Genomic DNA, 22,266 nt, shown 5'->3' on the forward strand with positions numbered 1-22,266 from the left:
GCCCGATCACTGGAGCAGTGCGGCGGCCTTCACGGCCGTCACAGCGGTGTTGTAATTGTTGACGAGTTGCTGGACCGAGGCGGCCGACATGTCGAGCACAGGCTTCGGATAGATGCCGAACAGGATCGTCAGCGCGATCAGCGGGAACAGCGTCACGCACTCCCGCAGGGTGAGATCCTTGATGCTCATCAGCGACGGCTTGACCAACGCCCCGAACACGACCTTGCGGTAGAGCCAGAGCGCATAGCAGGCCGACAGGATCACGCCGAAGGTGGCGAAGAACGCGGTCGGGATCGAGACCTTGAAGGTGCCGATCAGCGTCATGAACTCACCGACGAAACCGCTCGTGCCGGGCAGACCGACATTGGCCATGGTGAAGACCATGAAGGTCAGCGCGTAGAGCGGCATCCGGTTGACGAGGCCGCCATAGGCCGCGATCTCGCGGGTGTGCATGCGGTCGTAGACGACGCCGACGCAGAGGAACAGCGCGCCGGAGACGATGCCGTGCGAGATCATCTGGAACACGCCGCCGGCGACGCCCTGCATGGTGCCGGCGAAGATGCCCATGGTGACGAAGCCCATATGCGCGACCGAGGAGTACGCGATCAGCTTCTTCATGTCCTCCTGCATCAGCGCCACCAGCGAGGTGTAGATGATGGCGATAGTCGAGAGCGTGAAGATCAGCGGCGCGAAGTCATGCGAGGCGAGCGGGAACATCGGCAGCGAGAAGCGCAGGAAGCCGTAGCCGCCCATCTTCAGCAGGATCGCGGCGAGGATCACCGAGCCCGCCGTCGGCGCCTCGACGTGCGCGTCGGGCAGCCAGGTGTGCACCGGCCACATCGGCATCTTCACCGCGAAGGAGGCGAAGAAGGCGAGCCAGGCCCAGGTCTGCAACGACCGCGGCACGGCGGTGTGCATCAGGGTCGGGATGTCGGTGGTGCCGCCGTTCCAGTACAGCGCCATGATGGCGAGCAGCATCAGGACCGAGCCGAGCAGCGTGTAGAGGAAGAACTTGAACGACGCGTAGACCCGCCGCGGACCGCCCCAGACGCCGATGATCAGGAACATCGGGATCAGGCCGCCTTCGAAGAACAGGTAGAACAGCAGGAGATCGAGCGCCGAGAAAGTGCCGATCATCAGCGTTTCCAGGATCAGAAACGCCATCATGTATTCGCGCACCCGGTTCGTGATCGCGGTCCAGCTCGCGATGATGCAGAACGGCATGAGAGCCGTGGTCAGGATCACGAAGGGCAGCGAGATGCCGTCCACACCCATGTGGTAGGTGATGCCAGTCGCGAGCCAGTTCGCCTTCTCGACGAACTGGAAGTCAGCGTTCGACGGATCGAAGCGCAGCACCAGGATCGCCGACACCGCGAAGGTGATCAGCGTGGTCCAGAGCGCGATCCAGCGCGAATTGCGCTTGGCCGCCTCGTCTTCGCCGCGGCTGAGATAGACGATCAGCGCGCCGACCAGCGGAAGGAACGTCGTGACCGAAAGGATGGGCCAGGTTGTCATTTACTGGCCTCCAAAGCCGAACATGAACCAGGTGATCAGACCGGCGGCACCGATCAGCATGGCGAATGCATAGTGATAGAGATAGCCGGTCTGGATCTTCACGACACGGCGGGTGACGTCCAGCACGCGCGCGGAAACGCCGTCGGGCCCGAGGCCGTCGATGATGACGCCGTCGCCCTTCTTCCAGAGCTGGTAGCCGATCCACTTCGTCGGACGGACGAAGATGACGTCGTAGAGCTCGTCGAAGTACCACTTGTTGAGCAGGAACTGGTACAGCATCGGCTGCGTTTTCGCGAGCTCGACCGGCAGGTAAGGCCGGCTGATGTAGAACAGGTACGACACGAGGAAGCCCAGCACCATCATCACCGTCGGCAGGAAGGCGATGGTCTCGGGGATGTGGTGCATCTCCTCGATGATGTGCGGGTTCATCTTCACGGACTCGCGGAAGAACTCCTCGATGCCGTGACCGGCGAACAGCTCCTTGAACGGGAAGCCCGCGACGATCGAGCCGACCGCGAGCACGCCGATCGGGATCAGCATCCAGAGCGGCGCTTCATGCGCGGCCTCGTAGTGATGCTCGTCATGCGGCTCGCCGTGGAAGGTCTTGAAGATCAGGCGCCAGGAGTAGAACGAGGTCAGGCAGGCAGCGACGATCGTCATCAGGAAGCCGTACACCGCGAACGGATTGTGCGAGGCGTAGGCGGACTCGATGATTGCGTCCTTGGAGAAATAGCCGGCGGTCAGCGGGAAGCCGGTCAGCGCCAGCGTGCCGACCACCATCACCGCGTAGGTGTAGGGGATCTTGCGCCAGAGGCCGCCCATGTTGCGGATGTCCTGCTCGTGGTGCATCGCGTAGATCACCGAGCCGGAGCCCAAGAACAAGAGTGCCTTGAAGAAGGCGTGCGTGAACAGGTGGAAGATGCCGACCGAATAGGCCCCCGCTCCCATCGCCACGAACATGTAGCCGAGCTGCGAACAGGTCGAGTACGCGACGATGCGCTTGATGTCGTTCTGGACGAGGCCGACGGTCGCGGCGAAGAACGCGGTGGTGGCGCCGAAGAACATCACGACGGCCTGGGCGGTCGGGGCGAGTTCGAACAGCGGCGACAGGCGCGCCACCATGAAGACGCCCGCGGTCACCATGGTCGCGGCGTGGATCAGCGCGGAGACCGGGGTCGGGCCTTCCATCGCGTCCGGCAACCAGGTGTGCAGCAGGAACTGCGCCGACTTGCCCATCGCGCCCATGAACAGCAGGAGGCAGGTCAGGGTCAGCGCGTCGGCGTGCCAGCCGAGGAAGTTGATGGTCTTGCCGGTGAGGCCGGGCGCGGCGTGGAAGATCGTCTCGAAATCGGTCGAGCCGACGAGTGCGAAGACCGCGAAGATGCCAAGCGAAAAGCCGAAGTCGCCGACACGGTTGACCACGAAAGCCTTGATCGCCGCCGCGTTCGCCGACGGCTTCTGGTACCAGAATCCGATCAGCAGGTAGCTGGCCAGACCCACGCCTTCCCAGCCGAAGAACAGCTGCACCAGATTGTCCGCAGTCACCAGCATCAGCATGGCGAAGGTGAACAAAGAGAGATAGCCGAAGAAACGCGGCCGGTACGGGTCCTCGTCCATGTAACCGATGGAATAGAGGTGCACGAGCGAGGACACGGTCGTCACGACAACCAGCATCACGGCGGTGAGCGTGTCGACCCGCAGCGCCCACCAGACCTGGAGGTCGCCGGAGAATATCCAGGGCAGGACCTGGATCCGGGCGTCGTGATGCATGAAGCCGACATCGACCAGCGTCATCCAGGACAGCGCCGCCGACACGAACAGGAGCCCGGTGGTGATGAGCTCGGCGCCGCGCGAGCCAGCCGCCGGCGGCTCGACCGGGCCGTGGCCGTGGTCGTCATGAGCGTGATCGTCGTGACCATGGGCGGCCGAGGCGTGAGCATCGCCGTGACCGTGATCGTCGTGATGCTCGACCGTGTCGCCCGAGGGGTTGCGGCCGTGTGCGCCGACGATCGCGATCAGGCCGGCGAGAATGGCGCCCAGCAGAGGCAGAAAGACAATTGCCTGAACCATGACTGAGCTCAGCCCTTCATCAGATTGACGTCCTCAACCGCGATCGAGCCGCGGTTGCGGAAATAGACCACCAGGATGGCGAGACCGATCGCGGCTTCTGCGGCCGCAACGGTCAGCACCAGCAGCGCGAAGACCTGACCGACGATGTCGCCGAGGAAGGTCGAGAACGCCACGAGGTTGATGTTGACCGAGAGCAGGATCAACTCGATCGACATCAGGATGACGATGATGTTCTTGCGGTTCAGGAAAATACCGAGAATCCCGAGCGTAAACAGGATCGCGCCGACGGCAAGATAGTGTCCGATCCCGATCGTCATTTCACCCACTCCGCCGCATCGGCATCCGAAAGCCCCTGCCCCGACGCCACCTTGCGCATCGCCATCGCCATTTCGGGCGTGCGCGCGTTCTGAACGTTGATGTCCTGCCGCTTCACGTTCGCCTTGTGCCGCAGCGTCAGCACGATGGCGCCGATCATGGCGACCAGCAGCACCATGCCGGCGAGCTGGAAGTAGTGGATGTACTTCGTATAGAGCACGAGCCCGAGCGCCTCGGTGTTGCTGACATTGGTCGGGATCGCCGCTGTGATGGTCTTGGCGACGCCGGGGTTGATGACCCAGAAGCCGACGGTGAGCAGCAGCTCGAACAGGAAGATGCCCCCTATCACGAGGCCGACCGGCAGGTACTCGATGAAGCCCTCGCGCAACTCGAGGAAGTCGACGTCAAGCATCATGATCACGAACAGGAACAGCACCGCGACCGCGCCGACATAGACGACGATCAGGATCATCGCCAGGAATTCGGCGCCCATCAGCACGAACAGGCCGGAGGCGTTGACGAAGGCCAGGATCAGGTACAGCACGGAGTGCACGGGATTGCGCGAGACAATCACCATCACCGCCGAGGCGACACAGACGCCGGCGAACAGATAGAAGAAAAGCGCGGGAAGGATCATGCCCTCACCTCACCGGTACGGCGCGTCGAGCTCGATCGCTTTCGCGATCTCGCGTTCCCAGCGGTCGCCGTTGGCGAGCAGCTTGGCCTTGTCATAGAACAGTTCCTCGCGGGTCTCGGTCGCGAACTCGAAGTTCGGACCTTCGACGATGGCGTCGACCGGACAGGCCTCCTGGCAGAGGCCGCAATAGATGCACTTCACCATGTCGATGTCGTAACGCACGGTGCGGCGGGTGCCGTCGTTGCGGCGCGGGCCGGCCTCGATGGTGATGGCCTGCGCCGGGCAGATCGCCTCGCACAGCTTGCAGGCGATGCAGCGCTCTTCGCCGTTCGGATAGCGGCGCAGCGCGTGCTCGCCGCGGAAGCGCGGTGAGATCGGCCCCTTCTCGAACGGATAGTTCAGCGTCGGCTTCGGCTGGAAGAAATAGCGCATGGCGAGAAAGAACGCCGAGACGAATTCCGACAGCAGAAGCGAGCGTGCAGTGGCGTTGATGTTGATACCCATGACGGCCCTCACTTCGGCGCGATGCCGGCGAAATGCAGCACGCCGGCCACCACGATCACCATCGCCAGCGACAGCGGCAGGAACACCTTCCAGCCGAGGCGCATCAGTTGATCGTAGCGGTAGCGCGGCACGATCGCCTTCGCCATCGCGAACAGGAAGAACATGAAGAACAGCTTCAGCGAGAACCAGATGATCCCCGGCACCCAGTTGAAGGGCGGCAGATCGACCGGCGGCAGCCAGCCTCCGAGGAACAGGATCGTCGCCATCGCGCACATCGTGACGATCGCAACATACTCGCCGAGCATGAACAGCAGGTACGGCGTCGAGCCGTATTCGACCATGAAGCCGGCGACGAGCTCGGATTCCGCTTCGACGAGGTCGAAGGGCGGACGGTTGGTTTCCGCCAGCGCCGAGACGTAGAAGACGACGAACATCGGGAACAGCGGCCACACATACCAGTTCAGGATGGTGAGCTGCGGCAGCCCGATCAGGCTGGCAAGGCCGCGTGCATGCTGGGCCTCGACCACGGCCGTGAGGTTCAGCGTGCCGGCGCAGAGCAGCACCGTGATGATGACGAAGCCGATCGAGACCTCGTAGGACACCATCTGCGCCGCCGAGCGCAGCGCGGCCAGGAACGGATACTTCGAGTTCGACGACCAGCCGGCCATGATGATGCCGTAGATCGACAGCGACGAGATCGCGAAGATGAAGAGGATGCCGACATTGATGTCGGAGATCACCCAGCCGAGATTGGTCGGGATCACCGCCCAGGCGGCGAGTGCGAGCACGCACGACACCAGCGGCGCGAGCAGGAACACGCCCTTGTTGGAGCCGGACGGAATGATCGGTTCCTTCAGCACGAACTTCAGCAGGTCCGCGAAGGACTGCAGCAGGCCCCATGGGCCGACCACGTTCGGACCGCGGCGGATCTGCACCGCCGCCCAGATCTTGCGGTCGGCGAGCAGGATGTAGGCGATCGCGACCAGGAGGACGACGAGCACCAAGACGCTCTCCGCGACCATGATGATCAGCGGCCAGAGGAAACCGGTCCAGAATGCGCTTTCGAAGAATTCCATCAGATCACGCTCACTCCGCTGCGGTCAGCATCTGCCCGGAGGCAAGCCGCGAGCATTCCGCCATCACGGCGGACGCACGCGCGATTGGGTTGGTCAGGTAGAAGTCCTCGACCAGCGGCTTGAATGGCGCCTTCTCCGGCGTGCCGCCCTTCCCCGCCAGCTTCTTGATCTGGTCGGCCGAGCCGGCCTCGATCTGGTCGAGACGGATCAGATGCGGCACGGCCTTGAAGATCGCCTGGCGCAGGGCCGCGAGCGAGTCGTAGCCGAGCTTCTTGCCGAGCGCCTCCGACAGCGCACGAACGATCGCCCAGTCCTCGCGGGCTTCGCCCGGCGGGAACGCGGCGCGTCCGGTCATCTGCGCGCGGCCTTCGGTGTTGACGTAGATCGCGGACTTCTCGGTGTAGGCCGCCGCCGGCAGGATTACGTCGGCGCGGTGCGCGCCGCGGTCACCATGGGTGCCGATATAAACGACGAAGGTGCCGTCCGGCGCCTTGATCTCGTCGGCGCCGAGCAGGAACAGCAGGTCCAGCGTGCCGAACGTCGTCATCTGCGCCGCGTTCAGGCCACCCTGACCGGCCGTAAAGCCGATATCGAGCGCACCGACGCGCGAAGCGGTCTCGTGCAGCACGGCAAAACCATTCCAGCCGTCCTTCACCGCGCCGACATCGAGCGCGAGCTTGGCGGCGGCCGCGAGAATGGCGGCGCCGTCGTGGCGCGAGGCCGCGCCCGCGCCGACCAGGATGATCGGGTGCTTGGCGTTCTTGAGCACGTCCATGAAGGAGTGCTTGCCGGCCGCGAGCTCGCCGAGCGTCTCGGTGCCCGCGCCGAGATGGTCATAGTCGTAGGTCAGATCGGCCTTGGCGCCGATCACGCCGACCTTGAAGCCGCCGGCGCGCCAGCGCTTGCGGATGCGGGCGTTGAACACGGCCGCCTCCTTGCGCGGATTGGCGCCGATGATGAGCAGCGCGTCGGCCTGCTCGACGCCGACGAGCGTCGGATTGAAGATGTAGCAGCCGCGGCCGAGCGCGGGATCGAAGGCGTCGCCGCCCTGCACCGCCAGATTGGTCGAGCCGTATTTCGCCAGGAGATCCTTCAGCGCGAACATCTCCTCGACGCCGGCGAGGTCGCCGGCGATCGCGCCGATGCGCTTGCCGTCGGTGCGCGCCGCCTTCGCAGCGATCGCCGCAAAAGCTTCCGTCCAGCTCGCCGCACGCAGCTTGCCGGCCTCGCGGATATAGGGGCGGTCGAGGCGCTGGGTGCGCAGGCCATCGACGATGTGGCGGGTCTTGTCGGAGATCCACTCCTCGTTCACGGCCTCGTTGATGCGCGGCAGCACGCGCATCACCTCGCGGCCGCGGGTGTCGACGCGGATCGCCGAGCCGATGCCGTCCATCACGTCGATGGACTGGGTCTTGCCGAGCTCCCAGGGGCGCGCCGCGAAAGCATAGGGCTTCGAGGTCAGCGCACCGACCGGGCAGATATCGACGAGATTGCCCTGCAATTCCGACGTCAGCGCGTGCTCGAGATAGGTCGTGATCTCCATGTCCTCGCCGCGGCCGGTCGCGCCCATCTCGGGGGCGCCCGCGACTTCCGCCGAGAAGCGGACGCAGCGCGTGCACTGGATACAGCGGTTCATCGAGGTCTTGACCAGCGCGCCGAGATACTTGTCCTCAACCGCGCGCTTGTTCTCGGCGAAGCGGCTGGTGTCGACACCATAGCCCATCGCCTGGTCCTGCAGATCGCACTCGCCGCCCTGGTCGCAGATCGGGCAGTCCAGCGGATGGTTGATGAGCAGGAACTCCATCACGCCTTCGCGTGCCTTCTTCACCATCGGCGAACGGGTGGAGATTTCCGGCGGCTCGCCCTTGGGGCCCGGACGGCAGTCGCGCACGCCCCAGGCGCAGCTCGCGACCGGCTTCGGGCCGCCCTTCACCTCGACGAGGCACATCCGGCAATTGCCGGCGATCGACAGGCGCTCGTGATAGCAGAAGCGCGGAATCTCGGCGCCCGCGGCTTCGCACGCCTGCAGCAGCGTGTACTCCGGCGGGACATCGATCTCTTTGCCGTCGATGATGAGCTTGGTCATTCTTCCTACTCCGCCGCGACCATGTTCACGGGATCGCGGACACCGGCATCGTCGATGTCGGCCTTGTGCGAATACTGGTCGATGCGCGCTTCGATCTCATGACGGAAGTGCGCGATCAGGCCCTGGATCGGCCAGGCGGCTGCGTCGCCGAGCGCGCAGATGGTGTGGCCCTCGATCTGCTTGGTGACTTCGAGCAGCATGTCGATCTCGCGCTTGTGGGCGCGGCCCTCGGCCATGCGGGTCATCACCCGCCACATCCAGCCCGTGCCCTCGCGGCACGGCGTGCACTGGCCGCAGCTCTCGTGCTTGTAGAAATAAGAGATGCGGGCGATCGCGCGGATCAGGTCGGTCGACTTGTCCATCACGATCACGGCCGCGGTGCCGAGACCCGAGCGCAGCTTGCTCAGGCTGTCGAAATCCATCGGCGTGTCGATGATCTGCTCGGCCGGCACCATGCGCACCGACGAGCCGCCGGGGATCACGGCCTTCAGATTGTCCCAGCCGCCACGGATGCCGCCGCAATGCTTCTCGATCAGCTCACGGAACGGAATGCCCATGGCCTCTTCGACGTTGCAGGGCCGCTCGACATGACCGGAGATGCAGAAGAGTTTCGTACCGACATTGTTCGGACGGCCGATGCCGGCGAACCAGGCCGCGCCACGACGCAGGATGTCGGGCGCAACGGCGATGGACTCGACGTTGTTGACGGTGGTCGGGCAACCGAACAGGCCGACGTTCGCCGGGAACGGCGGCTTCAGACGCGGCTGGCCCTTCTTGCCCTCGAGGCTTTCGAGCAGCGCGGTTTCCTCGCCGCAGATATAGGCGCCGGCGCCGTGCGCGACATAGATGTCGAACGGCCAGCCGTTGACGTTGTCCTTGCCGACCAGCTTGGCCTCATAGGCCTGGTCGATCGCGGCCTGGAGATGCTCGCGCTCGCGGATGAACTCGCCGCGGACATAGATGTAGCAAGTGTGCGCGTTCATCGCGCAGCTCGCGATCAGGCAGCCCTCGATCAGGAGATGCGGATCATGCCGCATGATCTCGCGATCCTTGCAGGTGCCGGGCTCGGACTCGTCGGCATTGACGACGAGATAGCTCGGCCGGCCGTCGGTCGATTCCTTCGGCATGAACGACCACTTGAGACCGGTCGGGAAGCCTGCGCCACCACGGCCACGAAGGCCCGAGGCCTTCATCTCGTTGATGATCCAGTCGCGGCCCTTGTCGATGATGGCCTTGGTGCCATCCCAGGCGCCGCGGCGCCGCGCGCCCTCGAGCCCCCAATCGTGGAGGCCGTAGAGGTTCTTGAAGATGCGGTCCTTGTCCTCGAGCATTTCAGTGCTTTCCGATCAACGGTTGGCCTGCTTGTAGGCAAGCCCGGCGGCGCAGACACCAAAGGTCAGCGCCCAGAGCAGACTGGATTCCAGCGACGCGTTCAGCGAGAAGCGCTGCAGCAGGAAGATGAAAGCCGCCGCCACGGCGGCGTGCATGGCAACGAAGCCCCATTTCTTCATGGCGCCGCCCCTCTCTGTCGTCGGCGTCGAGAGCCCACGCATCAGGTGCTCTCCTTCAGCGTGGTCGGTCCGGTGATCGGCGCCGAGAACTGGCGGCCGTTCTGCGGACCGGGCTTGGGCGGATTGCCGGAGGCAAAGCCGTCGAGCACCTTGCCAAAGCTTTCCTTGGTCAGGTCCTCATAGGTGTCCTTGCCGATCAGCACCATCGGCGCGTTCACGCAGGCGCCCAGGCACTCCACCTCTTCCCAGCTGAAGTTGCCGTCCTTGGAGAGATGGAAGGGCTCGTGATGGATCCGGTGCTCGCAAACGTGGATCAGATCCTCGGCGCCGCGCAGGCGGCACGGCGTGGTGCCGCAGACCTGGACGTGGGCCTTCTTGCCCACGGGTGCGAGCTGGAACATCGTGTAGAAGGTCGCGACCTCAAGCACGCGGATATAGGGCATGTCGAGCATGTCGGCGATGACGCGGATCGCGGCTTCCGAGACCCAGCCGTCGTGCTGTTCCTGCGCCCGCCAGAGGATGGCGATGACCGCGGAGGCCTGGCGTTCGGCCGGGTATTTCGCGATCTGCTGCCTGGCGAACGCGAGGTTCTCCTCCGTGAACGCAAAGCTCGCGGGCTGGACTTCCTTCGGTGCTAATCGGCGGACGGACATCTCTTATCTCTCACTGCATACGGCGCGCGGTCTTGGCGTTCAGAATCTTGGCATTCAGGGCATCGATCCTGTCCTGCCAGAACGCGCTTGCGGTGCCGAAAACGTTGTAGCCGACGTGGGTCGAGACCTTGATGCGGTCGAGGATCGACAGCTCGGTCACGGTCTCCATCCGGTTGCTGCGCGGATCGAACACGATCAGCTTCAGCGGGGTCTGTTCGAGGATGTAGCGCGACACGGCATGAGAGCGGTCGCTGCCGTGCTCCTCGCACATGATCACGCTGTCGGCCTCGAGCAGCCGGGCGCCGCCCTTGATCGCTTCGATCTCGACGCCTTCGACGTCGAGCTTGATCAGGAACCTGCCGGTGCCTGCGACCTTGCCGTCGTCGATGAGGTCGTCGAGCGCGATGACTGGCACTTCCTCGCCGCCCGCCGACGCATCACCGGCGATGCTGAAGGCCTCGTGCTTGGTACCGGACAGCCGCGCGGTGCCGCGGGCCGCGCCGATCGCGCATTTCATGGTCTCGAAGCGGTTGCCGTTGACGCGCGCGTTGTTGGCGAGCTTCGGATAGTTCTGCCCCGACGGCTCGATCGCAATCGCCTTGTGCGAGCCGAACGGCTTGCTCGATACCAGCACCGACCAGTAGCCGTAATTGGCGCCGCAATCGAGCAGCGTGTAGTCGACATCGACGGAGTCGGCAAACAGGATCTCGAGCTCGTCTTCGTAATTGTAGGAACGGTTGAGCAGCTTGCTCCAGTAGCCGTCGCCATACGGGAACTCGAACACCGCGTCGGGATTGAGCCTGATCGCGATGTTGCGCTCGGGCAGCGTTTTCCGCAGCAGGTTCGCGCAGGCAATGTAGCCCATATGCGAGAAGTGCGACGAGATCTTTGATCCCGTCACCAGCGCCAAGGCAGCCGTCCGCTCCCACAGGTTGGCCCCTTCAAGGGCCCCCGAGGCACGGTCAAACTGGATTGGCGCCTGCGCCATCACCGATCGACCTCTCCGAACACGATGTCGAGCGAGCCGAGGATCGCCGAGACGTCGGCAAGCAGATGACCGCGGCAGATGTGATCCATCGCCTGGAGATGGGCAAAGCCCGGCGCGCGGATCTTGCACTTGTAGGGCTTGTTGGTGCCGTCAGAGACGAGATAGACGCCGAACTCGCCCTTCGGCGCCTCGACCGCGGCGTAGACTTCGCCGGCCGGCACGCGAACACCTTCGGTGTAGAGCTTGAAGTGGTGGATCAGCGCTTCCATCGAGCGCTTCATCTCGCCACGACGCGGCGGAGCGACCTTGTTGTCCTCGACGACGACGGGCCCCTTCCCGTCCGGCGCGTTCAGCTTCTGGATGCACTGCTTCATGATGCGCACGGACTGGCGCATCTCTTCCATGCGGATCAGATAGCGGTCGTAGCAGTCGCCGTTCTTGCCGATCGGAATGTCGAAATCCATTTCGGCGTAGCACTCATAAGGCTGCGACTTGCGCAGGTCCCAGGCCGCGCCCGAGCCACGCACCATCACGCCCGAGAAACCCCACTCCCAGGCTTCCTTCAGCGGCACCACGCCGATGTCGACGTTGCGCTGCTTGAAGATGCGGTTGGCGGTGAGCAGGCGATCGAGGTCATCGACCACTTTCAGGAACGGATCGCACCAGGCGTCGATATCGTCGATCAGCTTTTGCGGCAGGTCCTGATGCACGCCGCCGACGCGGAAGAAGGCTGCGTGCATACGGCTGCCCGAGGCGCGCTCGTAAAACACCATCAGCTTCTCGCGCTCTTCGAAGCCCCACAGCGGCGGGGTCAGCGCGCCGACGTCCATCGCCTGCGTGGTGACGTTGAGCAGATGCGACAGAATGCGACCGATCTCGCAGTAGAGCACGCGGATGAGCTGGCCGCGGCGCGGCACCTCGATGCCGAGCAGCTTTTCGGCCGCAAGGCAGAAGGCGTGCTCCTGGTTCATCGGCGCGACGTAGTCGAGCCGATCGAAATACGGGATCGCCTGGAGATAGGTCTTCTGCTCGATCAGCTTCTCGGTGCCGCGGTGAAGCAGGCCGATATGCGGGTCGACACGGGCGACGACCTCGCCGTCCAATTCGAGCACGAGACGCAACACACCATGGGCCGCCGGATGCTGCGGTCCAAAATTGATGGTGAAATTTCGGAGGTTCTCAGGTTGTTCGTTCATGATCAGACCTTCGGCCCCGCCTTCTCGTCACCGGGCAGCGGATAGTCCGCCCCTTCCCACGGCGAGAGGAAATCGAACTTGCGGAATTCCTGGTTGAGCCTGACAGGCTCGTACACCACCCGCTTCTCCTGGTCGTCGTAGCGGACCTCGACGAACCCGGTGGTCGGGAAATCCTTGCGTAGCGGATGCCCCTCGAAACCATAGTCGGTGAGAAGGCGGCGCATGTCGGGATGACCGACGAAGAACACGCCATAGAGGTCGTAGGCCTCGCGCTCGAACCAGTCGGCGCCGGGGAACACGTCGATCAGGGACGGCACCTGCGTTGTCTCGTCGGCGGCAACGCGCAGCCGGATCCGCGTGTTCAGGATCGGTGACATGAAATGATAGATCACGTCGAAGCGCTTTTCGCGCGAGGGGTAATCGACCGCGGTCACATCAGTGATGTTGACGAAGCGGCAGTTCGGATCGTCGCGGAGGTACTTGACCACCTCGACGATCTTGCTGGCCTCAACATCAACCGTGAGTTGATTGAAGGCCACCGAATGACCGGTGGCGGCGCCCGGAAGCGCGCTAACGATCGTTTGCCCAAGGGCCTCGAGCTTGCCGTCGTCCATGACGTAAAACCTTAGCGTTCGATGGTGCCGGTGCGCCGGATCTTCTTCTGAAGCAGCAGCACGCCGTACAGCAGCGCTTCCGCCGTGGGCGGGCAGCCCGGCACGTAGATGTCGATCGGCACGATGCGGTCGCAGCCGCGCACGACCGAGTACGAATAGTGATAGTAGCCTCCGCCATTGGCGCAGGACCCCATCGAGATGACGTAGCGCGGCTCGGGCATCTGGTCGTAGACCTTGCGCAGCGCCGGCGCCATCTTGTTGGTCAGCGTGCCCGCGACAATCATCACGTCAGACTGGCGCGGCGATGCACGCGGCGCGAAGCCGAAGCGCTCGACGTCGTAGCGCGGCATCGACACCTGCATCATCTCGACCGCGCAGCAGGCGAGACCGAAGGTCATCCACATCAGCGAGCCGGTGCGCGCCCAGGTGATGAGGTCGTCGGTCGCGGCCACGAAGAAGCCCTTGTCGGACAGCTCGGAGTTGACCTCGAGGAAGAACGGATCATTGGCCCCGACCGGCTTGCCGGTCGACGGATCCAGAATGCCCTTGGGGGCCGGCGCAACAACCGGACCTGTGGACGATGCAGGGTTCAATCCCATTCCAGTGCCCCTTTCTTCCATTCATAGGCGAACCCGACCGTCAGCACGGCGAGGAACACCACCATGGACCAGAAGCCGGTCGCGCCAAGCTTGCCGAACGCCACCGCCCAAGGAAACAGGAACGCCACCTCGAGGTCGAAGATGATGAAGAGGATGGCGACCAGATAGAAGCGGACGTCGAACTTCATTCGGGCGTCGTCGAAGGCGTTGAAACCGCACTCATACGCCGACAGCTTTTCCGGGTCCGGCTGCTGGAACGCCACGATGAAGGGCGCGATCAGCAGCACGAGGCCAATGAGGCCTGCTACACCTATAAAGACGACGAGTGGAAGATAGTTCTGCAGAATGCCGCTCATGGCGAGCCCTTTTTCCCGTAGCCTCGGGGCAGCCACGGATTCGTCGGATTTGGAATTATTCTGAGCCTTAGCGCAGTGCACCAATGGGCGCAAGACACGCTGTTTTCAGGCCTTTGCCGCTCCCCGAACGGTGAAAATCCCGGAATCACCCCGGCGCTGGTATGGAGCAGATCGTCAGACCCAGCAAGGGCGGCCACAGTTTTGCAGGGCAGCCGTTCCGAGATTGCGGCGCACAGGCCGAGGCAGCTATTTGCCGCGCGCCGCCCGTGAAAATTGCCCGGTTTTCGTGGTGCGACAGCGCACCCAAACCCAGGCGACGACCAGCACGGGGGCCCCGACCGTCACCCAGGCGACATATTGGCCAACAGTTCCCCAGAGCAGCGCAGCCAGGAGGCCGGCCATGGTCGCGGCCGCGATCACGATAGGTGCAGCAAAGACACGTATCCACAGGCGGGAGCGGTCAGAGGAGCCATGCATCACGACGGGACCGGGGCACGTCTGGCGAATGCGTCGGTCCGGCCGAGCGCGCGCTTGCGCCGACGCACCAGCCAGAGATAGAGGCCGCTCCCGATCACAACGATCGTGAGCAGGTCGAGCGCGGCCCAGATCACCTTCAGCGGCATGCCGCCGTAGTCGCCGAAATGCAGCGGCTGCGAGATCAGCAGGGCCTGGAGATAGACCGGCAGCGCCCGGCTGTCTGCGACCTCCCCCGTTTCGCCGTCGAGCAGGACCGGCTTGAGGAGCCGCGCCGTCAGCGCCGTGTCGCCGCGCATGAACGCGGCGAAGTGATGCGACGAGGTGAACGGCGTGCCCGGGAAAGCGATGAAGGCGACCTCCATGCCGGGAGCCGTCAGCTTGGCGCGCGCGACGACGTCATCGAGCGAGGCGAGATGCGACGGCGGCGGCTTGCCGGCATAGGGCGCGACCATGCTGGCGAGCTCGGTCGCCTTCCACTGGTTGAGCATCAGCTCGGCCCAGGTGTTGACGACGCCGGTCAGCCCGACCACCAGCGCCCAGGCCACCGTCACGACACCGATCAGATTGTGCCAGTCCAGCCAGCGCACGCGGCACGAGGCGTGATCGCGGATGATGGCAAAGCGCAGGCGGCGGGTGAACGGCCAATACAGCACGACGCCGGAGACGATGGCGATGGCGAACAACAGGCCCATCCCGCCGAGGAACAGTTTCCCGGGCTGGCCGGCGAACATGTCGGTGTGCAGCTTGAGCATGATCAGCATCGGCCCGATGCCGACCGGCCCGAGCAGCTTCGTCGACACGGCATCGAAGGCGCGCACGGTCGTGTTGTCCGGCAACCCGTCGACGGCGCTGTTGGTGAACGCGGTCACAATCCCCGGCTCGTCCTTGTCCCAGGAGATATATTGCAGCACCCGGCCGGGATCGGCGGCGAGCGCGGCGTCGGCGACGGCTTGCGTCGTCGCACGCGCCGCGCCCCCATGAGCTTCGGGCTGGGGGGCATAGCCCAAGAGCTCATCGATCTCGTGGTGGAAGATCAGCGGCAGGCCGGTCAGGCAGAGCAGAAGCAAAAAGACGGTCGAGATCAGGCTGGTCCAGGTATGGACCACGGACCAAAGCCTGACCGTGCGCGCCTTCACGAGCCCCTCCCCTGGCCTGTGCTTACCACTTGTAGGAAACGCTGGCGGTGACGCGCCGGCGATCGCCATAGAAACAGGACGTGGTTCCCGCGCAGCTCGCGACGTACATCTTGTCGGTCACGTTGATCACATTGAGGGCCGTGCGCCAGTTCTGCCATTCGTAGTGGACCGTGAGGTCGCCGAGCACCACCGCGGGAACCTCGAGGGTGTTGGCGGGGTCAGCCCAGGAAGAGCCGACATAACGCACACCGCCGCCGAACCCAAATCCAGCGAGCGGACCGTCCTTGAAGGTGTAGTCCGCCCAGCCGGACACCAGCATCTCGGGCGTGTTGGTCGGAGTCTTGCCGACCAGGGCTTGGTTAAGGTCCCTGCTGGTGAACAGATGATAGGCCGTGAAAGCGCCGATCAGCTTCAGCTCCTTCGTGGCATTGGCCACCGCTTCGATCTCGATGCCACGCGAAGTCACCTCGCCGGTCTGGTTCTGCAATGTGACGATGACCGGATCGGTGGTCGGCACATTCTGGCGCTTCAGGTCGAACACCGAGGCAGTGAAGTAGCCGTCAAATCCCTTGGGCGCGACCTTCACGCCGATTTCGGCCTGCTTGCCGGTCTCGGGCACGAACAGCTGGTTTTGCGCGTTGAGGCCGATGATCGGGTTGAAGCTCGTCGCGTAGGAGATATAGGGCGCGATGCCGTTGTCGAAATTGTAGATCAGGCCTGCGCGACCGCTGAAATGGCTGTCATTGTTGCTGGCGAGCGTTGCCCCCGTGTCGCGGGCGGCCTGCGTCGTCTCGACCCAATCGTTGCGGCCGCTCAGCACCAGCGTGAAGTTGCCGAGCTTCATCTGGTCCTGGAGATAGGTGCCGGCCTGCTTCTGCGTGATCAGGAAGTTGCGGAACGGGGGGGCCTGTGAGCGGGATGTCAATGCCGTAGACCGGATTCAATACGTTGATCGGAGGAACAGTGCCGAAGTTGAAGGCCTGATAGTCGTCGATCTGGTACCCTTTCAGATCGACCCCGAACAGCATCGTGTGTCGCACCGGACCGGTGTTGAAGCGATACTCCAGCTGGTTGTCGAGGTCGGCCTGGTTGGCCGTGTCCTTCGCATACCAATTGTAGCGGCCGAGCATGGCCGTGTTGATGTCGGACCAGCCGGAACCAACGTAGCCGCGATAGGTCAGGTCGACATGCGCAAAGCGCGCGTTCTGGCGGAATGTCAGGCCGTCCGTAAGATTGCGCTCGAACAGATAGCCGAGCATCTCCTGCTCGCGCGTGAACCTGTCGACGCTGGGATCGCCGGCGAAGAAGCTGGTCGGGATCTTGCCGAACGGCGCGTTGGTCACCGTGCCCTGGTAAGGCAGGAAGTTGATGCCGCGGGTGTCCTGCTTCGACGCCGATGCAAGGACCGTGAAAGTCGTGTCGGCATCCGGCTTCCAGGTGAAGGACGGCGCGATGAAGTAGTTGTTGTCGGGCGTGAAGTTGACCTGGGTGCCGCCGTTCTGCACCTCGCCGACGACGCGGTAGAACAGCTTGCCGTTCTCGGGCTGTGTCGCGACCGGCCCGCCGACATCGAAGGCGACATAGGCATTGCCGAAATTATTGACGCCGGTCTCGATGTAGCGAATCGGTTCGGCCGGCGGCATCTTGCTGATGACGTTGACGATGCCGCTCGGGCTCGATCCGCCATAGAGCACAGCCGACGGACCACGCAGCACTTCGACCCGCTCCATATTGAATGGCTGAAGCTTCCAGCTCGCATAGGCCGTGTAGTAAAGTTGCATGCCGTCGAGGAACAGTCCGATGTCGTCGGACTTGAAGCCGCGGATCAGCCACCAGTCGTTGCGCGTGTCCGCGCCGAAGGTTCCGGCACGCACGCCGGCGGTGTAGCGCAGGACTTCGTCGAGCTTGTTCGGCTTCTGGTCGCGGATCTGCTCCGCGCCGATCACGGACACCGACTGCGGCGTCTCCATGATCGGCGTATTGGTCTTGGTGCCGGATGAGCTGCGGCTGGCGACGTAGCCGTTGACCGGACCGCGCGGCGTCTCGACGAAGCCGGCGTCGCGCTGCGGCTGCGGTTTACGGCTGGCGGCGGTCTGCACCGACGACCGCGGCACGCGGCGTTGTGGGGTCGTCGTCGCGTGGCGATGCGCTTGCGGCGCAGTAACGGTCACGGACGGAACGTTCTGCGCGCCGGACTGTGCGGATGATTGTGCGAGCGATTCCTGCGGCACCAATACAAAAGCGGACGCGGTCGCCAATACGGCCGACCGCAGCATACGAAGACTGTTCAACACGCCACCCCAAGATGTCTATTTGCTGCGTCATGCCGTCGTTCCCCGTGCGGCATGCGTTGCGGTGACGCTTATGTGAGGGTGCGCGAATTCCCTAATTGAATGCCTCTTAGAAGGACTCTTAGAGAACCTCTTGGAAGCGATCCAATATTTCCGGAATTTGCCTGGAGATCAGCGCTGGGCTTGCTCGGCTTCGAGCATTTTCTCGGCCGTCGCCGTGAGGCGATCGATCTGCGCCAGCAGCGTCTCGAGTTCGTCCTTGCTCAATTGTTCCAGCAATTGCCGATTGCGCTGCTGCGCGCCGGCGACGATCGCATCATGCGCGGCGAGCCCTGCCGCGGTCAGCGACACCAGCACCTCGCGGCTGTCCTTCGGGTTCGCCGATTTCGCGATCAGCTTGCGCGAGACGAGTTCCGCGAGCGCGCGGCTGATCTGACCCTTGTCCTGGCCGACGGCTTCGGCGAGCCGCGCCACGCTCATTGGCGGCCGGCGGCCGAGCGAAGCGACGAGGCCGAACTCGACCGAGGACAATCCGGCGAGGCGCTTGTAGCGCAGGATGGCGCCCCGCTTGAGCAGGTTGGCCAGGACCATCAGCCGCGACGACAGCATCATGGTGATCGGCGCCGGCGCGTGACTGTCGTCCACGTCGGACGACGCGCGCCCGCCCCTGCTCGATGTCTGGCTCATGGTCCACCTCTGCCAAGAAAGCCGGGGCGTGCCAAGTCCGCGCCTCGCAACCTCCCCAGCCTCATCAAAATGCGGCTAAGAAGCATTCTGCAATATCGTTGACATTGTCATCGAATTATTTTTCATTGGGGCACGGCATAAGAAACGACCCGGCCACCAAGGCCTGCGGCGGGAGGAACAGGATGACGATCACCCAGCGGGATCGCGATCTCGGCACGGCCTATGCGATGAAGCCGGCGAACACGCGCGCCGAACTCACTTCGGTTGTGCGCGGCACGCCGATGGGTGAACTGCTCCGCCGCTACTGGCATCCGGTCGGGCTTGCCAGCGACGCGACCGACACGCCGAAAAAGGTGCGCGCGCTCGGGGAGGATCTTATCCTGTTCCGCGACAAGCACGGCCGCGTCGGCCTGCTGCATGCCCGCTGCTGCCACCGCGGCACCACGCTCTACTATGGCAAGGTCGAGGAAGACGGCATCCGCTGCTGTTATCACGGCTGGAAGTTCGACACTGAAGGCCATTGCCTCGAACAGCCCTGCGAGCCCGACGGCGGTCAGTTCAAGGACAAGGTGCGCCAGCCTTGGTACCCGGTCGAGGAACGCTACGGGCTGATCTTCGCCTATATGGGTCCGGCCGAGAAACGCCCGGTGCTGCCGGCCTACGAATGCCTGGAAAACATGGATGACGGCGAGTTCGTCGAGGCGGACGATTCCTCGATCGGCGGCGGCGGCCCTGCGATCATCCCCTGCAACTGGCTGCAGCATTTCGAGAACGTGGTCGATCCCTACCACGTGCCGGTGCTGCACGGCTCGTTCTCGGGCCCGCAATTCACCAACATGATGGCTTCGATGCCGGAGGTGAAGTTCGACAAGACGCCGCGCGGCATCGCCGTACGCTCGATCCGCAAGCAGGATGATGGCAAGGTGTTTTATCGCGTCACCGAGGCTGCCCTCCCCACCTTGCGCGTCGTGCCGAACCCGCGCGTGGCGCAATTCGCCCGCGTCGAGTCGATCGGCTGGACGCTGCCGATCGACGACACCTCGTTCCGCATCTATGTCGCCGGCCGCGTCAAGAATTCCGGCGACATCGGCCGGATGCGCTCGAAGTTCAACGGCAAGTTCTGGTGGGACATGACGGAAGCCGAGCACCAGCAATTCCCGGGCGACTACGAGGCCCAGGTCGGCCAGGGCGAGGTGACCATCCACTCCGAGGAGCATTTCGGCCAGAGCGACCGCGGCATCCTGATGATCCGGCGCATGTTGAGCGACCAGCTCGACGCGCTCGCCGCAGATCGCGATCCGATCGGCGTGTCGTTCGATGCAAGCGCGCCTCCAGTCGAATTCGAAGCGGGGAATTACATCCGCGAAGGCTGAGAATCCCGCTCCAAATAAGAGCGGGACTGGCAATGATAACAAAAGCAAATTGGGGGAAGCGATGGTCGACGTAACGTCACAAATGTCGGTGCAGGCGGCCGCCGCAGCAAAGCCCTCGGCGCGCCGCTACTACGTGCTCGGCCTGCTCACCGTCATCTATGCGCTGAACTTCCTCGACCGCACGATCTTCAACGTCCTGATCGAGCCGATCAAGAAGGAGTTTCAGCTCAGCGACACCATGATGGGCCTGCTCGCAGGCTTCGGCTTCGCGCTGTTCTATTCCCTGCTCGGCATTCCCATCGCGCGCGTCGCCGACCGGCTCAACCGGCGCAACATCGTGGCCGCGGCGTTCGCGTTCTGGAGCGCGATGACGGCGCTGTGCGGCGCGGCTTCGAGCGTGACCTCGCTGGCGCTGGCCCGCGTCGGCGTCGGCATCGGTGAATCCGCGGGCTCCCCCGCCTCGCAATCGATCGTCGCCGATCTCTTTGCCAAGAACGAGCGCCCGCGCGCGCTCGGCATCTACGCCATCGGCACCTATCTCGGCGTCTTCCTCGGCTATTTCGTTGGCGGCTATGTGAACCAGCATTATGGCTGGCGGGCCGCCTTCTACGTTGCCGGCCTGCCGGGCATCCTGCTCGCATTGATCCTGTGGCTGACGATCTCGGAGCCGAAGCGCGGCGCGATGCAGGAGAGCTTCGTGCCCGAGCCGCTCGGGCCGACGCTGCGCTTCCTCGCCTCGCAGCGGAGCTTCATCATCGTGCTGATCGGCTTCTGCCTCACCACCTACACGAACTACGCGACCGCGGCCTGGATCCCGCCATTCCTCGCCCGCGTGCATCATCTGTCGAGCGCCGAGATCGGCACCTATGCCGGCACCTTCAAGGGGCTCGCCGGCATGGCCGGCACCCTGCTCGGCGGCTTCGTGGTGGCGCAAGTCAGCCGCCGCGACGACCGCTGGAAGCTGTGGGCGCCCGCGATCACCTCAGGCCTCGCCGGCCCGGTGTTCGCGCTCTGCATGCTGACGCAGGATTTCGCGATGATGGTCGCGATGCTGGCGCTGACCTCGTTCCTGGTCGGCTTCCATCTCGGGCCGATCTTCGCGATCGCGCAGACGGTGGCGAAGCCGAGCATGCGGGCGCTGGCATCCGCGCTCATCGCGCTGACCGCGACCTGCTTCGGCCAGGGCGTCGGCCCGCTTGCGGTCGGCGTGGTCAACGACGCCCTGAGGGGCAGCTATGGCGCTGACGCTGTCCGCTATTCCCTGCTCTCGGCGACGATCACGACCACGCTGGGAGCCCTCCTGTTCCTCTGGGCCGCCCGGTCGATCCGGGCCGACATCGGCCGGGCCGCCGCCTGAGGCCGCCTCCCCGGCCCTGCCGCCCGGTGAAACCAGCCGGGCGGGAGATGAAACCATTTTGCGGAACCCGCGAAACGATCCCGAAACAGATAGCCCTTAGAAGAAGAGCCCATAAACGGCGGCAAAGCCCGTCGGGAGGCTCAGATGAACCATTCAATTCATTCCGTTGATCGTGCGACCCACCTGAAGATCGTGGTGGTGGCGCTGGTTGCCGGCATCATCGTGGCCGGCTTCGGGATCGCAGCCCGCAGCAGCGCCAATTTCAGCCAGACCGCCCAGTCGACCCACGTCATCAAGGCCGGCAAGCCGGTGGCGGTCACGAGCGCGGGCTCGCCCGAGATTCGCTGACAACCAAAAGGTCCGATTTGATACCAAACGACCGCCTACGGGCGGTCTTTTGATTCCAGGCGCGCACGAGAACGCCTCACCAAACCGTTGATTTTAAAGATATTGAGGGGTGTATCCGCCATGAAATGGCGCGAGAGACGGGGCTCGAACCCGCGACCTCCGGCGTGACAGGCCGGAAAAAGCTGAAACAAATCAAACATCGGTGACAAATTCGTCCCCGAAACCGGCCGTAGATTCTCGCTTAAGTGTCACCCGTAGAGGTCGACCGGCAAGGTGCCGCGCCGGGTCCCTCGAGTGTCGATTTGTGCTGTCGTCCTGCGGCTCTGAGCGAAGCCCCTCATCATTGCTCCAACTATTCCAACTATAACGCGTCGGATCAGGCAGGCGGATCGTGTCCCTTGGCGTGGTGTAGCTGGGCGGGTGTCACCACGTTCGCCGGCATGGGCCGGATCGGTCAGCTGGCGATCGCCGGGAAGC

21 protein-coding genes and 1 pseudogene are annotated in these 22,266 nt (G+C 64.1%); 3 read left to right on the forward strand and 19 right to left on the reverse strand.

All coding sequences use genetic code 11. The annotated features are described in order from the left end of the window. Positions 1-6: 6 nt before the first annotated feature. From AC629_RS14200 to AC629_RS14290, 19 genes and pseudogenes are all read right to left on the reverse strand, one after another. Positions 7-1,515, reverse strand: coding sequence for an NADH-quinone oxidoreductase subunit M (locus AC629_RS14200; protein WP_084805348.1), 1,509 nt, complete (start codon positions 1,513-1,515; stop codon positions 7-9). After that, positions 1,516-3,585 (reverse strand): NADH-quinone oxidoreductase subunit L, encoded by a 2,070-nt coding sequence (nuoL, locus tag AC629_RS14205; RefSeq protein WP_084805349.1) that lies wholly within the window; start codon positions 3,583-3,585, stop codon positions 1,516-1,518. Between the two features lie 8 nt (positions 3,586-3,593). Next, a complete protein-coding gene (gene nuoK / locus AC629_RS14210) occupies positions 3,594-3,902 on the reverse strand; it encodes an NADH-quinone oxidoreductase subunit NuoK (protein WP_074122220.1) in 309 nt (102 codons plus the stop codon). After that, entirely contained in the window at positions 3,899-4,537 is a 639-nt protein-coding gene (locus AC629_RS14215) for an NADH-quinone oxidoreductase subunit J (protein ID WP_084805350.1), read from the reverse strand. Before AC629_RS14215 ends, nuoK begins: the two co-directional genes overlap by 4 nt. A 9-nt stretch (positions 4,538-4,546) precedes the next feature. Beyond that, positions 4,547-5,035: an NADH-quinone oxidoreductase subunit NuoI gene (gene nuoI / locus AC629_RS14220; RefSeq protein WP_027529879.1), complete on the reverse strand. Its 489-nt coding sequence runs from the start codon at positions 5,033-5,035 to the stop codon at positions 4,547-4,549. Positions 5,036-5,049: 14 nt separating this feature from the next. Next, positions 5,050-6,117, reverse strand: a complete 1,068-nt coding sequence (nuoH, locus tag AC629_RS14225) for an NADH-quinone oxidoreductase subunit NuoH (protein ID WP_143199127.1) — start codon at positions 6,115-6,117, stop codon at positions 5,050-5,052. 10 nt (positions 6,118-6,127) lie between these two features. Continuing rightward, positions 6,128-8,203, reverse strand: coding sequence for an NADH-quinone oxidoreductase subunit NuoG (gene nuoG, locus AC629_RS14230; protein WP_084805352.1), 2,076 nt, complete (start codon positions 8,201-8,203; stop codon positions 6,128-6,130). Between the two features lie 5 nt (positions 8,204-8,208). After that, complete coding sequence (nuoF, locus tag AC629_RS14235) at positions 8,209-9,534, reverse strand: NADH-quinone oxidoreductase subunit NuoF (protein ID WP_074122216.1); 1,326 nt, start codon at positions 9,532-9,534, stop codon at positions 8,209-8,211. 15 nt (positions 9,535-9,549) lie between these two features. Next, on the reverse strand, positions 9,550-9,756 hold the full coding sequence (locus AC629_RS14240; protein WP_084805353.1) for a hypothetical protein: 207 nt from the start codon (positions 9,754-9,756) through the stop codon (positions 9,550-9,552). Beyond that, positions 9,756-10,367 carry an NADH-quinone oxidoreductase subunit NuoE gene (gene nuoE, locus AC629_RS14245; RefSeq protein WP_084805354.1) on the reverse strand — a complete coding sequence of 204 codons (612 nt, stop codon included), beginning with the start codon at positions 10,365-10,367 and terminating at the stop codon, positions 9,756-9,758. Before nuoE ends, AC629_RS14240 begins: the two co-directional genes overlap by 1 nt. 10 nt (positions 10,368-10,377) lie before the next feature. Beyond that, positions 10,378-11,355 (reverse strand): FkbM family methyltransferase, encoded by a 978-nt coding sequence (locus tag AC629_RS14250; RefSeq protein ID WP_084805355.1) that lies wholly within the window; start codon positions 11,353-11,355, stop codon positions 10,378-10,380. Next, positions 11,355-12,551 (reverse strand): NADH-quinone oxidoreductase subunit D, encoded by a 1,197-nt coding sequence (locus AC629_RS14255; protein WP_084805356.1) that lies wholly within the window; start codon positions 12,549-12,551, stop codon positions 11,355-11,357. Before AC629_RS14255 ends, AC629_RS14250 begins: the two co-directional genes overlap by 1 nt. Before the next feature lie 2 nt (positions 12,552-12,553). After that, positions 12,554-13,165, reverse strand: coding sequence for an NADH-quinone oxidoreductase subunit C (locus tag AC629_RS14260; protein ID WP_084805357.1), 612 nt, complete (start codon positions 13,163-13,165; stop codon positions 12,554-12,556). 11 nt (positions 13,166-13,176) lie between these two features. Further along, complete coding sequence (locus AC629_RS14265; protein ID WP_084805358.1) at positions 13,177-13,764, reverse strand: NuoB/complex I 20 kDa subunit family protein; 588 nt, start codon at positions 13,762-13,764, stop codon at positions 13,177-13,179. Further along, positions 13,755-14,120: an NADH-quinone oxidoreductase subunit A gene (locus AC629_RS14270; protein WP_008136158.1), complete on the reverse strand. Its 366-nt coding sequence runs from the start codon at positions 14,118-14,120 to the stop codon at positions 13,755-13,757. Before AC629_RS14270 ends, AC629_RS14265 begins: the two co-directional genes overlap by 10 nt. A gap of 246 nt (positions 14,121-14,366) precedes the next feature. Further along, positions 14,367-14,522: a hypothetical protein gene (locus AC629_RS46795; RefSeq protein ID WP_168195480.1), complete on the reverse strand. Its 156-nt coding sequence runs from the start codon at positions 14,520-14,522 to the stop codon at positions 14,367-14,369. Positions 14,523-14,596: 74 nt separating this feature from the next. Continuing rightward, positions 14,597-15,733 (reverse strand): PepSY-associated TM helix domain-containing protein, encoded by a 1,137-nt coding sequence (locus AC629_RS14280; protein ID WP_084805360.1) that lies wholly within the window; start codon positions 15,731-15,733, stop codon positions 14,597-14,599. 22 nt (positions 15,734-15,755) lie between these two features. Beyond that, positions 15,756-18,009: pseudogene (locus AC629_RS14285) on the reverse strand (TonB-dependent siderophore receptor). Positions 18,010-18,195: 186 nt separating this feature from the next. Further along, positions 18,196-18,711, reverse strand: a complete 516-nt coding sequence (locus tag AC629_RS14290) for a MarR family winged helix-turn-helix transcriptional regulator (RefSeq protein ID WP_084805361.1) — start codon at positions 18,709-18,711, stop codon at positions 18,196-18,198. A gap of 182 nt (positions 18,712-18,893) precedes the next feature. On the opposite strand from AC629_RS14290, the gene AC629_RS14295 reads away from it, so the two are divergent. The 3 genes from AC629_RS14295 to AC629_RS14305 all read left to right on the forward strand — a co-directional run bounded on the left by AC629_RS14295 (position 18,894) and on the right by AC629_RS14305 (position 21,789). Further along, entirely contained in the window at positions 18,894-20,084 is a 1,191-nt protein-coding gene (locus AC629_RS14295; RefSeq protein ID WP_084805362.1) for an aromatic ring-hydroxylating dioxygenase subunit alpha, read from the forward strand. Positions 20,085-20,145: 61 nt separating this feature from the next. Then, positions 20,146-21,441 carry a spinster family MFS transporter gene (locus AC629_RS14300; RefSeq protein ID WP_084805363.1) on the forward strand — a complete coding sequence of 432 codons (1,296 nt, stop codon included), beginning with the start codon at positions 20,146-20,148 and terminating at the stop codon, positions 21,439-21,441. Positions 21,442-21,585: 144 nt separating this feature from the next. Then, positions 21,586-21,789: a hypothetical protein gene (locus tag AC629_RS14305; RefSeq protein ID WP_084805364.1), complete on the forward strand. Its 204-nt coding sequence runs from the start codon at positions 21,586-21,588 to the stop codon at positions 21,787-21,789. Positions 21,790-22,266 lie beyond the last annotated feature (477 nt).

This window comes from Bradyrhizobium sp. NAS80.1, from assembly GCF_001908205.1.
Taxonomy (GTDB): domain Bacteria; phylum Pseudomonadota; class Alphaproteobacteria; order Rhizobiales; family Xanthobacteraceae; genus Bradyrhizobium.